The 14,008-nt window shown below is 39.5% G+C and carries 15 protein-coding genes; 10 read left to right on the top strand and 5 right to left on the bottom strand.

The window, feature by feature from the left end; genetic code table 11:
• Positions 1 to 135: 135 nt before the first annotated feature.
• The 5 genes from H5181_RS11335 to H5181_RS11315 all read left to right on the top strand — a co-directional run bounded on the left by H5181_RS11335 (position 136) and on the right by H5181_RS11315 (position 3,282).
• Positions 136 to 519 carry a BlaI/MecI/CopY family transcriptional regulator gene (locus tag H5181_RS11335; protein WP_011637975.1) on the top strand — a complete coding sequence of 128 codons (384 nt, stop codon included), beginning with the start codon at positions 136 to 138 and terminating at the stop codon, positions 517 to 519.
• 97 nt (positions 520 to 616) lie between these two features.
• Positions 617 to 1,501: a M56 family metallopeptidase gene (locus H5181_RS11330; protein ID WP_259397035.1), complete on the top strand. Its 885-nt coding sequence runs from the start codon at positions 617 to 619 to the stop codon at positions 1,499 to 1,501.
• 156 nt (positions 1,502 to 1,657) lie between these two features.
• Entirely contained in the window at positions 1,658 to 2,356 is a 699-nt protein-coding gene (locus tag H5181_RS11325) for a HupE/UreJ family protein (RefSeq protein WP_182751049.1), read from the top strand.
• A 13-nt stretch (positions 2,357 to 2,369) separates the two neighbouring features.
• Positions 2,370 to 2,891, top strand: coding sequence for a hypothetical protein (locus H5181_RS11320; RefSeq protein ID WP_011637972.1), 522 nt, complete (start codon positions 2,370 to 2,372; stop codon positions 2,889 to 2,891).
• 55 nt (positions 2,892 to 2,946) lie between these two features.
• Positions 2,947 to 3,282, top strand: coding sequence for a DUF6488 family protein (locus H5181_RS11315; protein WP_102035742.1), 336 nt, complete (start codon positions 2,947 to 2,949; stop codon positions 3,280 to 3,282).
• Positions 3,283 to 3,453: 171 nt separating this feature from the next.
• Here H5181_RS11315 and H5181_RS11310 read toward each other — a convergent pair whose 3' ends face one another.
• The 3 genes from H5181_RS11310 to H5181_RS11300 form a co-directional block, all read right to left on the bottom strand.
• Entirely contained in the window at positions 3,454 to 3,861 is a 408-nt protein-coding gene (locus H5181_RS11310; RefSeq protein WP_102035743.1) for a MarR family winged helix-turn-helix transcriptional regulator, read from the bottom strand.
• Positions 3,862 to 3,869: 8 nt separating this feature from the next.
• Positions 3,870 to 4,853, bottom strand: a complete 984-nt coding sequence (gene dmeF, locus H5181_RS11305; RefSeq protein WP_182751048.1) for a CDF family Co(II)/Ni(II) efflux transporter DmeF — start codon at positions 4,851 to 4,853, stop codon at positions 3,870 to 3,872.
• Positions 4,854 to 5,132: 279 nt separating this feature from the next.
• On the bottom strand, positions 5,133 to 6,068 hold the full coding sequence (locus tag H5181_RS11300; protein ID WP_041413083.1) for a permease: 936 nt from the start codon (positions 6,066 to 6,068) through the stop codon (positions 5,133 to 5,135).
• Positions 6,069 to 6,174: 106 nt separating this feature from the next.
• On the opposite strand from H5181_RS11300, the gene H5181_RS11295 reads away from it, so the two are divergent.
• From H5181_RS11295 to H5181_RS11285, 3 genes are all read left to right on the top strand, one after another.
• Entirely contained in the window at positions 6,175 to 6,468 is a 294-nt protein-coding gene (locus H5181_RS11295; RefSeq protein WP_011637967.1) for a helix-turn-helix transcriptional regulator, read from the top strand.
• Between the two features lie 101 nt (positions 6,469 to 6,569).
• Complete coding sequence (sigZ, locus tag H5181_RS11290) at positions 6,570 to 7,109, top strand: RNA polymerase sigma factor SigZ (RefSeq protein WP_182751047.1); 540 nt, start codon at positions 6,570 to 6,572, stop codon at positions 7,107 to 7,109.
• A gap of 192 nt (positions 7,110 to 7,301) precedes the next feature.
• Positions 7,302 to 8,789, top strand: coding sequence for a glutathione synthase (locus H5181_RS11285; protein ID WP_182751046.1), 1,488 nt, complete (start codon positions 7,302 to 7,304; stop codon positions 8,787 to 8,789).
• A gap of 121 nt (positions 8,790 to 8,910) precedes the next feature.
• Here H5181_RS11285 and H5181_RS11280 read toward each other — a convergent pair whose 3' ends face one another.
• Positions 8,911 to 9,810, bottom strand: a complete 900-nt coding sequence (locus H5181_RS11280; protein WP_011637964.1) for a LysR family transcriptional regulator — start codon at positions 9,808 to 9,810, stop codon at positions 8,911 to 8,913.
• Between the two features lie 723 nt (positions 9,811 to 10,533).
• Here H5181_RS11280 and H5181_RS11275 point away from each other — a divergent pair.
• Both H5181_RS11275 and H5181_RS11270 read left to right on the top strand, forming a co-directional pair.
• The gene (locus H5181_RS11275; RefSeq protein WP_182751045.1) at positions 10,534 to 12,063 is read left to right on the top strand and encodes a flavocytochrome c; all 1,530 of its coding nucleotides are present in this window, start codon (positions 10,534 to 10,536) and stop codon (positions 12,061 to 12,063) included.
• Between the two features lie 10 nt (positions 12,064 to 12,073).
• Positions 12,074 to 12,442, top strand: a complete 369-nt coding sequence (locus tag H5181_RS11270) for a cytochrome c3 family protein (protein WP_102035745.1) — start codon at positions 12,074 to 12,076, stop codon at positions 12,440 to 12,442.
• A gap of 132 nt (positions 12,443 to 12,574) precedes the next feature.
• Here H5181_RS11270 and H5181_RS11265 read toward each other — a convergent pair whose 3' ends face one another.
• Positions 12,575 to 13,453 (bottom strand): LysR substrate-binding domain-containing protein, encoded by an 879-nt coding sequence (locus H5181_RS11265; protein WP_011637961.1) that lies wholly within the window; start codon positions 13,451 to 13,453, stop codon positions 12,575 to 12,577.
• Positions 13,454 to 14,008: the final 555 nt, after the last annotated feature.

The raw sequence follows: 14,008 nt of genomic DNA, 5'->3' as shown, positions 1-14,008 counted from the left end.
AGAAATCGTTTCAGTGATAAAATATTATTAATTATCAATATTATAAATTACCGATCACTCACGCTTACAAAAACCTATTGCCGATAGGTTTTTAGTTTGACATACTATTGCATACGTTGTTAAGAGAACTATGTAATGCAATTAGGCGATCTAGAAAAGTTAGTACTTCAATTCCTTTGGTCTGAAAAAGAAGCCGATGCGAAGCGTGTTCATATTGCCGTTGGGATGAGTCGTGGTAACTCGTTAAACACGATTCAAACTACATTAGATCGATTATTCAAGAAAAGTCTGTTAAGTCGAACTAAGCAGGGGCATGCACATTTGTATACCGCTATAGTCGATCGTGAATCTCTCATCGCCACGTTAATTACAGATGTTACAGCCGATTTTATCGAAGATGGCGAGCATAGTCTTATTGCTGCTTTTGCTTCCTCGTCAGCCAATCTCGATGATGCTCAATTTGAAGCGTTGGAAAAACTTATCGAACAGCAACGCCAGTTACGTAGCAGGCAAATATAAAATGCTAGAGGGTAACGAGGCTATTTTCTTGAATTTAATGAGTGTTGCAATAACGGCTTTCGTTATCGTGACGATATTAATATCTGCCATTATCCCGTTGATTAAAAATAACCTCAATTCATTTGGTTTTATTGCTCGAAAGCGAACGTTATGGCTATTAGCAACCGCGCCTTGGTGGATAGCTTTATGTTGCGTTGTCATATTTTTTCCACGTCAAGATACTAATAATTTAATCGCTTTGATGGAAAAAATTGCTCATTGGCACCATATTGATGTGTTCAAGTTTACAAGCTGGCATGGCTTAACGTTGGTTGTTGCAGCCCTCATATTGGCTGTGATGATTAACCTTATGTTTGTTCAAGTTCGTCGACACTCAATCGCGATGCACAACCTTTTTAAATTTTCAGATGTGCAACCTATAAGTTGTGATAATAATCAGACTATTTATTCTATTGCATTAAGCATCCCAGCAGCTTTTACAATTGGCTTGCTCAAGCCTAGGGTTTATCTTACCACTGGATTACTTCAACAACTTGAACCATCGGCTCTGGATATCATTATCCAACATGAATTGGCACATGTTCGTGCAAGAGATCCTCTATTTAAAAGTATTTACTCTTTTTTCTGTCTGCTTTATCCAAAGCCAATTCGCCGCATTTTACAACAGCATTTTACCTTGCTCACAGAACAACAAGCAGACTCCGTCGTAACGGGTTATCACGATAACCTTGATGTGGCACAAACATTAATTTCAGTAGCCAAGAAACAACGTCAGTTTCCCCAAAGTTGTGAGGGGAGTCTGGTTAGTCATTTTAGTCAGGATCAAATTACTTTGCGGGTACAAAAGCTTCTATCACCACAGAGCCAAATATCCGAACTTACTCTGGTATTTACGGGACTGTGTTTTCTCACTGCAATGCTGTTTACGGTATTAATGGTAGATGGTCTCCATCATCTAATTGAGACTTATTTTATCCATTGAATCAGGACTATGAATGAATTAATTCGTTAGAACCGTAAAAGTAAAAACCGATGACCAACTGATTTATTTGTTTTGCTTACCACATTCCATTATATCGAATGTTACACACCCATAAGGAAGCTATTTTGACTGAAACAGACACTTTGGAGCCATCCAATGCTAAGTAAATTATCAAGCTATTGCGTGTTCGCAATCCTCATTGGCTGTGCTTTTATCAGTATAGAAGTATTTGCCCATGGGGTTGATGACAACACTCGAGCTTTTTTAGAACAAAATAGTGGCGTGCAGTTTGTACCTTTTCTCTACATTGGTGCTAAGCACATGATTACCGGCTATGACCACTTATTATTTCTGGTTGGTGTTATCTTTTTCTTATATAAAAGCCGAGATGTTTTCTTATATGTCACGATGTTCACTATTGGCCATAGCACTACCTTACTACTTGGTGTTTTAGGTGATATTCAAGTTAATGCCTACCTCGTTGATGCGATTATTGGTTTATCTGTCGTGTACAAAGGATTTGATAACTTAGGCGGCTTTAAGCGTTGCTTTAATTGGCAGCCTAATACCCAATGGGCAGTATTAATTTTCGGGTTGTTTCATGGTTTAGGTTTAGCGACTAAGTTGCAGGAATTCAATTTACCAAAAGAAGGCCTTTTTACCAATCTAGTGGCCTTTAATATTGGGGTAGAACTTGGTCAATTTGCTGCGCTAGTGGTTATTTTGATTGTCATTAATGTATGGCGAAAATGGCCTTCATTTCAGCGTTTTTCTACGCTTACAAACACTCTATTAATGAGCGCAGGTGTCATGTTGATTGTGTATCAACTGACTGGCTACGTAATTAACAAATAAAAAAGAGATAAATATGCAACATACAGTCAGCAGCAGTACGTTAATTAAAGCCGCTCTATCAGCGATTGTCGTAGCAGGCATTGTTTTAGTTACGCTAATTTTACCCGCCGAATACAACATCGATCCGACAGGTATTGGACAAAAAATAGGTGTCACAGTATTAGCGCAAGCGGCAGAACCAGAAGTGCAACAAAGCGCTCCTGCCGAAGGCTCTAATGAGTTTCAAACGATAGAAGTGATGGTACCTGCAGGGCGTGGAATAGAATATAAATTCGACATGCAACAATTTGAAAAAATGACCTATGAATGGATAACAGATGGGACAGCTTTATTTGTTGATCTCCATGGTGAGCCAAAGGGAGATACCTCAGGATATTACGAAAGTTATGTCATCGCGACGTCGGCTGATATGAAAGGTAGTTTTACGGCACCTTTTGCTGGTTCCCACGGATGGTATTGGAAAAATAAGTCTAATCAACCGGTAGCAGTGCAGTTATTGGTAAAAGGACAATACAAAGTCATCGGTTTAAAATGATCGGTTTAAAATTATTGGTTTAAAATTATTGGTTTAAAATAATAAGGGGAAATTTATGAGAACATTACTTTTTACAATGGTGCTTTTGAGCAGCTTTATCAGCAGTTATTCGCTGGCACATTCAAGCCATGGCCATATGAATGATAATGCTGCCATCAGTGTTGTCATCAAGTCTGCAAAACAAATGACATTTAAGGACTTCGGCTATGCGGTTGGTCAGCTTCCGGAATCATGGAAAAATATTACCGTTGCAGATGTAACGGTCTTTAGCGTTACAGGAGGCGTTTATATTGTGAGTGCCACTAATGCAGAAGATAAAAAGACGTTATATTTTCAAATCGCTGACGATGGTGAAGTCATGGCTGTATCTGAAAGTAGCACTTTTAAATAATTGATAAATAGTTTTGGACACAAACTTCGAGTGTCCAAAACTAACATTGATTCAAAAACAAGCCCTGGCTAAATTAGTTTTTCGCTCAAAGTACTGATTTGTAACAGTTTTATTTGTTATCTTATTAGCACTTCATTTGACGTTGTAACATCATATTCTACAATCTGAAGATTAGAATTCTCGGTTCATTTTTTCAAAACTCTTGGTCAGAACATCTATCGAATTTTGATCTAAATGACGAGTAATATCTTCTGTCAGTTGTATATGCATGCGATTGTGGTGCTTATGAAGCGCCATGCCTTCGCTTGTTAATCCAACTAATATTGAACGTCTATCGTCTTCATGTGGAGAGCGGGTTATAAGTCCAAACTTTACCAGTTTATCTACCTGAACCGTTAAGGTGCCAGTGGTAATTGCAAGCCTATCTGCTAGCTCTTTCATTCTCATGGAACCGTGAGAGCCTAGCACCTCAATAGTGTGCACTTGTGCCAGTGAATAACCGGTATCTTTAACGACAGACTGCTCCCAAGAAGACAGTTTGTCGTAAAACTCAATGATTAAATTATTCAAAGAATGCATAAAGGGCCTCAGCAGTAATTCACTTCGATAGTTAAGTGGCTTAGCTTATCAAACTTATTCAATGAGTGTTTAAATGATTCTACGCTGGCGTCAGTTGTTGTGCAGATAGCGATAGACGCAGAATAATGATCTGCACTAATTCTCCAAATATGAATATCGGTGACCTTGGTTTGTTCATCATCAATAGTATTAACAATGTCTAATTGATAATCTTCGTCGATATTTTCATCTAATAGAATAGGACTCGTTTGCTTCATTAAACCTAGAGCCCATTTAGTAATCACCATCGCACCAACGATCCCCATGATAGGATCTAACCAATACCATCCAAGGAATTTTCCTACCAAAAGTGCACAAATTGCTAACACCGATGTTAATGCGTCAGCGAGTACGTGGAAGTAAGCTGCCTTCAGATTGTGGTCGTTACCACTATGGTGCTCGTGGCTATGACGCTCGTGGTCATCATGTTCATGGCTATGAAGTTTGTGGTCATCATGCTTATGGCTATGATGCTTGTGGTCACCGTGATCATGGCCGTGATGTTCATGTCCCAATATAAACATACTGGCGATGTTAACGACTAGACCTATGATAGCCACAAGAATAGATTGGTTAAATTGGATCTCAATAGGTGACCATAAACGGTGTAGAGATTCGACCAGCATAATGATAGCGACAATGGCTAATGCGATTGCACTTGTATATCCACCGAGAACGCCGACTTTGCCTACGCCAAAAGAGAATTTGTCACTATTAGCATGCTTTTTTGCATAACTATAAGTGAATAGCGTAATACAAAAAGCGGCGGCATGAGTCCCCATATGCCAGCCATCAGCGAGCAAGGCCATAGAACCATATATCGTACCCGCTATCACTTCGACGGCCATGGTGATAACTGTGATAACAAGCACATACCAGGTGCGTTTGACATTTTGTTCGTTAACGGAGGTGAAATTGTGTTGGTGAATATATTTTTCGGCAATGTTATTCATAAGAAAGTAGTTTGATTATCAAGTAATTCTCGATGTTATATTATTTGATAGTCAAAGTAAATGAGTTGATTACTCTATTTCAGTATTCAAAACCGCTAAGTCGAAACTTTTTAGATGATGTATTTTGTAGATCCACTATTTGATTCCCTTTGTTGACTGATAAATACATTGCAGATTTTTATAGCGGAGTGAATAAACAGAGAGGGGGAATGCGATAAATATTTTACAGAGAAGTCAGTAGGTTAACGGCACACCCGCTAGAGTGTACCGTTTATTTGGCTAAAATATTGATTGGTATAGAAATCCAGCACCCATTGCCATACTCAATATGACGAATAAGAAAGCGACAATCATTTGGTTTTTGAAGATAGATTTAAGCAAAATGACTTCAGTTAAACTTGCTCCAGCACTACCAATAATTAACGCCATGACTGCGCCAAGACTCATCCCTTTTGCTGCCAATGCGGCGCTTAATGGAATAATAGCCTCAGCACGAATGTACAATGGAATACCAATGACAGCAGCGATAGGAATAGCAAAAGGGTTGTTTTCACTTGCAACACTTACCACAAACTCTGTTGGCATAAAGCCGTAAATCATTGAACCAAGAGCGATACCACCGATTAAATAAGGAAGAACTTTCTTAAAGTCACTCCATGTGCTGTTCCAAATTTTTCGCCATTTACTGACCTGTTTGGTTTTGCCGCCACAGGAAGACCCGCAAGTTGTTTTTTCAGGTGCATTTGTCACATCTGGTGCAAAATTGGCTTCAGGTTTTACATACTTATCAAAGCCCAGTTTTTCAAGGGTAAAACCTGCAATTACTGATACTCCCATTGCGATAGCAAAATAGAAGGCTGTTACTTTTAGACCGAAGGTCACGGCAAATAATCCAATAATAATGGGATTGAGCAGAGGACTTGCAAACAAGAAAACCATCATCGGCCCGAATCCTGCGTTTGCTCGTAAAAGCCCTTTTAAGAAAGGAATAGTGGAGCATGAACAGAACGGGGTAATTGCCCCTAATAATCCCGCCACGATATATCCTTTGCCATTTTTACCACTCAAAATGGTTCGTATTTTTGATGGTGGGATGTATTCCTGAAGTATGCCGACAAAGTAACTGATCACTAAAAACAAGACCGTTAGCTCTACAGCAAGGAAGGCAAACATGTTTAAGGTTTCTATAAGCATTTGTTGAGTAATATTTATCATTTTAAATTTCCACATTTCTAGTATATTCGAAATATAATATTAATCTATGGTATCGTCAATATATTTCTAGTATTATCGAAATATAAAGTTAATAGGAATATTTCTGATGAGTATCGAGATAGTTGCTAAAGCATTGAAAGAGTTAGGTCATCCGACACGATTGGCCGTTTACAAACAGGTTATGAAAGCGGGGCCAAAGGGCGTTGCTGTCGGTAAGTTAGGTGACAATATTGGTATACCCAATTCTACATTGTCTCACCATATCTCAAGTATGATCACCGCGGGATTGATTACACAACATAGGGAAGGCAGGGTTTTATATTGTATCGCCAACTATGAAATGCGTGAAAATGTACTCAACTTCTTGCAACAAGAATGCTGTATCGACAGTACTTTTTAATCGCCGAATTCAATAATAATTAATAATCTTGCGTTTTTATACTGACTGCTGCGTCTTAGTATTTGTATCGTAAATTTATAGTGAGTTGAGAGTCTGTTTATATGATATCTGAATGGCAACATCACAAAGCGCAACTGCGCAGTTACGTTAGTAATCGCATTGATGATGCTGATGCAGTAGATGACATCTTGCAAGATGTTTACCTCAAAGCCAGTGGTAATCTGCATCAGTTAAAATCCAAAGGTAGCCTCAAAGGTTGGCTTTATCGTATTGCTCACAATACCATCATGGATTTCTATCGGCAGCGGCAGCAATTTGAAGCATTGCCTGACGATCTCGTTGCAGAAGAGCAAGAGTCAGGTAAACAGGCGCGTGAAGAATTAGCAGAATGTTTACGACCATTGATTGACGAACTGCCTGAAAAATACGGCACACCACTGCGTTTAGCGGAACTAGAAGGTGTATCGCAACAAGCTATTGCCGATCAGTTAGGCTTGTCACTCTCTGGGGCAAAAAGTCGAATTCAACGAGGTCGAGTTAAATTTCGCCAGCAAATGATGGCTTGCTGTGATTTTGAAATAGGTCAAGAAGGTATAACCAGCTATGTCCCGAAAGATCCACTCCAGCGAGCTAAATGTTAATCGGTGCACGTTAGTTGCTACATGTTAGTCACTGCATGTTAGTTGATATCTAACACAATATTTTTATATTTAAGTCAGACTTTTAGAGGCTCATCATTGCCAGATGCCTTACTTGAAACTATATGGGCGCTTGTAACTGTATGGTTGCTTGGTGCTGAGTCGTGGGCAGAATAATTATTTTTTGGAGCAACTATGGCTCGTACAACTCCCCCTTTGATTTCACCGCAAATCATTAATGAAGCAACTGAATGGGCCATTATGCATGGTGTTGCGTTTCGTCAGGCAGATAACAGCGCAAGACATTGTCCCTTTAGTATTGCTCCCATGACGATGGAGCGTGAAGTGTTTCAGTACTTACGTAAAGTGACCCCGCTTATTACTAAATTGATAAATAATGTCAGTGAAGATCACGATTTCCTCCAATCTGTACTGGATGATGTCGCCAAAGCAGATCCGTTTTTTGGTCGCTTATTGTCTTTACACCAACAGGCCCATGGCAATACTGAGCATCGACTTAACCCTGCTCGTAAACCGTTACTGTTAATGCGAACCGATTTTATGGATGATCGTCAACATGGTGCCAAAGTTATTGAGTTTAATGGCATTGCTGCTGGCATGGCGCCTTTTGGTCAACGTGCCACTGAGTTTCATGCTTTTTTAAAGGAGCAATGGCCGGAAGTTTATCGACAGTGGTTAGAAGATAGACGGTCGACACCAGCGGATAATCAAGGCCTAGATCAACTGGCCCACGGTATTGCACAAGCCGCTCGAAAAGTCGCGGCGGCATTTTATTCCGATACTGTAGAGCAATCAGCGACAGCCCTGCATAAACCGACCTTTTTGATGGTGATCCAAGAAAATGAAGATAATGTTTATGATCAACATCTACTTGAAGTTGCACTGCAAACACGAGGGTTACGAACCATTAGGCGCACCTTTGAACAGCTCAGCAGTCAACTTTCAACGGGTGACAATCAGCGTTTGATGTTAGAAGGCGTTGGCGCTATCGATGTTGTGTATCTGCGAGCGGGTTATCAGTATGCAGATTACTACTCGCCGGAGCGAAATGAAGCGGTGTGTTGCCAAACTTTAAGTCAGACTCGACTGTTTATTGAGCAGCATCATGTGGCGGTGAATGCGACCTTTAGCCAACAACTCGCCACCAGTAAAACCATGCAAATGTTACTGACCCAGATGCCAGCTGAAGAATATGCTCGTTGGGGGTTAAATCTCGAACAAGCCTTGTTGGTAAAGAGTGTGCTCGCGGACATGAAGCCAATAAACCCTGAAACCATCAGCTGGTTTAACAACCACGCCAATAAACACCAGTGGGTATTAAAAAACCAAGGCGAAGGCGGTGGTCACTGTATTTTTGGCGATGATATTAGCGATAAATTAACAAAACTTGTCCCTCAAGAATATAATGCATGGGCGCTTATGCAGCGTTTGTATCCCCATGAGCGTGAAGTGCCAACTATTGCAGTGCGAGATGGTGAGCAAACACTCGTCGATAACCTGGTTAGCGAGGTTGGGCTATTTAGCGTATTTTACGATGGGGAGCCAGCCACAGAAATGGATGGATATGCCGGTTACCTTATCCGCAGCAAACCTGCGAGTGAAAATGAGGGTGGTATACATAGTGGTAAAGGCATTTTAGACTCGCTGACATTGATTGATTAACAAGTCCAATTTAATGGAATAACAAAGATTGAATTGAGACTGTAACTAATTTTTTGTCCAACATGTTACGGAGCTCTTCATTAGGCGTTGAGCTAAATGATCCATGTCTTAGGTCAATAAACTAGATAGCTGCCAGCATTTTGCTACAGTTGCCTCTTAGTAATTCTCTTAACGCTAATACAGCGGGAGTTACCTGTTTTCGGCTTGGACAAATAAGATGTAGCTCTACTGGAGGGGATTGATAGTCAGACAGGATTTGTACCAATTTTCCACTGCGTAAATCAGCAAGAACATCTATTTCTGCACGATATGCAATGCCTTGTCCGAAAATAGCCCATCGTCGAACAATATCAGTATCATTACTAATATTATTACTGTCGACTTTGATTTTGTGGTTTCCTGATTGATTCGAATACTCCCACTGATTAAATAAATATCCCTTTTTTTTATGCAATAAACAATTGTGTGTTCTCAGTTCTTCAGGATGTAAAGGTTCACCCCATTTAGATAGGTAATCTGCAGATGCACAAGTAATTCTGTCCATGGTTGCAATAAGAAATGAAACCATCGTTGAGTCTTCCGGCTTACCGTATCGAAGGGCAATATCAACGTTATCGAGGAAAAAATCAGAAAGAGAATCACCAATATTCAAGTCTATTGATAGGGTGGGGTGTTGCTTTGTTAATTCCATCATCCAGGGTAAAACGATATTACGGCCTAAATCTGATGATATTGATAGCCGTAAATTTCCACTTATTTTCCCTTGTATTTGATGAGCCGCTATTTGCCCTTGCGCTAAACTTTCCAACGCTTCTCGACAGTGAAACAGAAATTGCTCACCTTCAGGTGTAATACGCAGTTGCCTGGTTGTTCTTATAAACAACTGAACATCGAGCTGTTTCTCTAATCGGCGCAGCGCTGAACTGACGGCAGGAGGCGTAATGCTAAGCTGTTTGGCAGATTCTGTTATGCTGCCCGTTTCAACTATTCGAATGAATAAATGCAGATCTGAAGTGTTCATTATAAACTTATTATTAATAGTATATATATTATTGGTTGGTTTTTAGTTTATACAGAATCACCTCTAATGTCTGTAAATGTGAAGTCAATTTGCGTTAATAAACACAATTTAGGCTAACTAACAAATCGAAGGTCGACTTTAGTTGCCCTGTAAGTTTGTTATCAAAATAGGTCAGATAAAATCATCATTTTGATGTAAAAGTTATGACCTCAAGCAACAAACTCAACATTATATAAAATTAGCGCATAGGATATATACTGCAAATATATTCATAAATAACAATTGGGTGCATTTTTTTGTGCCTTTTATATTAGGGGAAGCTGATCTTTTAAGGTTGTTTTTTCGGCGAATCGTGAGCCATTACGTAAACATGAGCTACAAGTCAGAGGCTTGGTAGTGTCGTTGTTCTACATTAAGAGCTGATAACGCGGTAGAAAGGCCAACAAACGTTGCCTGTAAGGTTCGGCTAAAAACGTTTTACTCATTGTTGAGTACATCTTCTTGAAGTGATAATAGCTTAGACTGCGAGGTAGTAATCCACTCGCCTCGATTAACACGTTTTTATTTCAAAATGTAATCAGCATAGATCTACAGCCTCTAATCGGTGAGTAGAACTCATACCACTATGAGCATCAGTCGGTTAGCAAGAAAGTTAATGTGATGTTTCTTACATTTTGGGCATGTTTCCATACATATCATTACTCCGAATCAACTAGGAGATACATGATGAATGAAAAAGTGTTTAGTCAAACTCGACGAAATATAATCAAGGCGGCCGCCCTTGCTGGGGTAGGTAGCACTACTTTGTCATTGACTGCAGAAGCAAAGCCTATGCATGAGTTCGATGAAACTTATGATGTTGTTATTGTTGGCTCTGGGTTTGGTGGGCTGGCTACAGCGCTTCAATCTAGAGAGTTAGGCATGAGTGTATTAGTGGTAGAAAAAATGCCTGCTTTTGGCGGGAACTCTTGTTTGAATGGATCAGGCTTTGCTGTAGCAGGCCTTGACGAGCAAGCTAAACTGGGAATTGATGATAGCCCAGAAAAATTTATGCAGGACATCCTTAGTTCCGGTCAAGGGCTTAGTACCCCTAAACTTGCACATGCCATAGCGTATGGTGCGAAGGATGCTTTTGAATGGGCCCAGTCTCATGGGGTTAAGTTTGCTGATGGCGTATATCTCTATGGCGGTCACTCTGTTGCGCGAGTAAAAATAGGTGTACGTGCTACTGGTGGCGATATAACCATCCCATTACGTGAAAAAGGCGAGCTCTTGGGCGCGCAATATCGCTCACGTTGTTCCATGAAAAGCATTCTGCTAGAAAATGGTAAAGCGATAGGTATTCAGGTGGCTAATCATCATGATTGGACCAATGCTGAAAGTGGTATCGTGAAAAATATTCGTGCTAAAAAAGGAGTTGTTATCGCGACAGGCGGATATGCTAATGATGTCCAGTTCCGCCAGATGCAAGATCCAAGACTCGATGCTTCCATGTCTAATACCAATCAACCAGGAGGTTCCGCTCAAGGACTTAAAGAAGTATTGCGCGCTGGTGGTGCCCCTCATCAATTATCAATTATCCAAATAGGCCCTTGGGCCTCTCCAGATGAGCATGGTTATGGGGATTCTCCCGATTATTCTCCTTTTGCTGGCTATACGCACGGTATCGCAGTGGATGTGAATACTGGTGAGCGATTCTTGAATGAAACGGGTGATCGTAATATCCGAGCTAAAAATATTACTAATATTTTAGACAAAACACCTGGCGTTTATCCTGTTCTATTCTGCGATTCTATTGGTCACAATGATCCCGGTATTCCGGCAACCCGACGCCGTCGTATTATAAAATCTGGAACAGTGAAGGAGTTTGCGACGTTAGAGCAAATTGCAAAACATTACGGTATCCCAGTCGCCCCTTTCCTAAAGCAAGTAGAACGTTACAACGCTTCAGTAAAAGCTGGAGTAGACAAGGATTTTGGAAAACTTGTATCTCGATTAAAGCCAATCAGCACCGCGCCATTCTATGCCCAACGTGTGAGTAACACCATCCATTACACTGAAGGGGGAGCTTACATTAATGAAAATGCATCAGTATTATCGCTAGAAGGCGAACCTATTCCAAACTTATATGCTGTTGGTGAGGTTTCTTCAGGTGCCCACGGAGCTGGTCGTTTAGGTGGATGCGGTACCGCAGACCCTATGGTGATGGGTCGTATCGCAGCAAAACATATTGCAGCAAAAGCAAAAGCATAAGGACTTAGTGATGATATTCAACAAACTAACACTCTCTATTTGCATCATTATTTTAATGTTGTCGACGGCTTACGCTAAAGATATGAGCCAACATCATAAAAAAATGGAACTCAGTTGCAAGGATTGTCACGCTAGCGGCCAAAAGGTAATTCCAACCAAAGAGGCCTGCTTAACATGTCATGGTCCACTCGATGAACTAAGAGATGCTGCAAAACAACCTGAAAGTGAGCTTTTTCGGGATACAAATCCACATTATTCACTCCACTATGGTGATGGACTAGAATGCTCCGCCTGTCATAGTGAACATAAGCCCGCCAAGATTTATTGCAACACTTGCCATCACAACTTTGAATATCCGGATTTTCCAACCAATAAATAGAACGATTAACTATCCAACTCAATTCACTAGCCATTATGGTTGTGAATTGAGTCTTTTTACCTATAAATTAGTGATAAAATGACATTTTAAATATATATAAAATTAGACGTTTTCTATTATTTGCATTCATTTTTAATCATTAATGAATTTTTTATTAATCCAATCAGAGAGTAACTTGATATTGGGTTCATATCGTCGTCTATTTTTACAACATAAAAAATAGCGCCGCCCAGTTGGCGCTGATGGTAGTCCTACTTTACACAAACGACCATCAATTATATCTCGGTGTGCAGTAACCTCACATGATAAGGCAATGCCATTGCCTAATTCTGCAGCTCTAGTTGATAATAGTGCATCACTAAACATGTTCATTTTCTGGTAAATTGCCGGTTTTAAATTATGATGGTTAAACCATAACTGCCAATCAGAGTTCTCTTTTCCATTCGTTACCAATAGCGTGTAGCCAGTCAAATCCTTTATCTTTATTATCGTTGTATCGTTAATTATTTTAGGACTGATAACAGGAATTAATCTTTCTTGAAATAGTTGTTGATAGTGATAACCATCAATACTCTCTTCTGTTGTAATAAATAAATCAGCAATTTCATCACACATTGTTGGATGATTAATGGCTAATATAATTTCGACATCAATATTTGGATGGGCAGAATTAAATTGTTCAATTTCATATGTAAGATAACCGAGTGAAAGAGATGGGTAGGTAGCAATTCGTATTTTTCCGCGACTTATAGAATTGAAATTGCAAATTCCGTTAAGTTGGTCAAAAATGGGCGTTAACTGATATGCTAACCAAGTGCCTTTCTTCGTCAGTTCTATGTTGGTACCACAACGTATGAATAACTTCTCAGCATAAAACTCTTCAAGAAGTTTTACCTGCTTCGACACAGCTCCTTGAGTAATAGCCAACTGCGAAGCCGCGATAGAAAAAGATTGATTACGTGCAACAGAGTCGAATACTTGTATAGCTCGTAGTGGTGGTAATCGATGCATTTAAATCATCCAAATATGCATATTTCGTCGGACAAGATATTCTTTAAAATAAATAGCCTTTGAATTCATATGTTATTAAAAAAACTAACTTTATATTATCTATATGTCACAATAAACATAAATGGCTGCGTTGTTAAAAGACTATTAAAAAAGATTTAATAATTCAATTTAATTATTAAATAACAATAAGTTATAATTATTTGATGAACTATGTCATAGAGGTATTTATCTCAATGTGAGATCTAGAGTGTATTCTTGCTTACCATACCTAAGGACAGTATTAGCATTATCTAAGAAAAATCAGAAAGTTACTCACCGATAATCAACGTTTATTGATAAGGTGGAATGTTGCTCTGTTTATTCCATTATCCAGGGTAGAACGATATTGCGCCCTAAATCTGATGATATTGATAGCCGTAAATGTCCACTTATTTTACCTTGTATTTGATGAGCCGCTATTTGCCCTTGCGCTAAGCTTCCAAAGCTCTCGACAGTGAAACAGAAATTGCTTACCTGCAGGTGTAATACGCAGCTGCCTAGTCGTTCTTATAATAT

The sequence above is a fragment of the Shewanella sp. SG44-2 genome (assembly GCF_014164215.1).
Classification (GTDB): Bacteria; Pseudomonadota; Gammaproteobacteria; order Enterobacterales; family Shewanellaceae; genus Shewanella; species Shewanella frigidimarina.
Note: the sequence above shows the minus strand (reverse complement) of the source record. Positions and strands in the feature narration are given on the sequence as shown.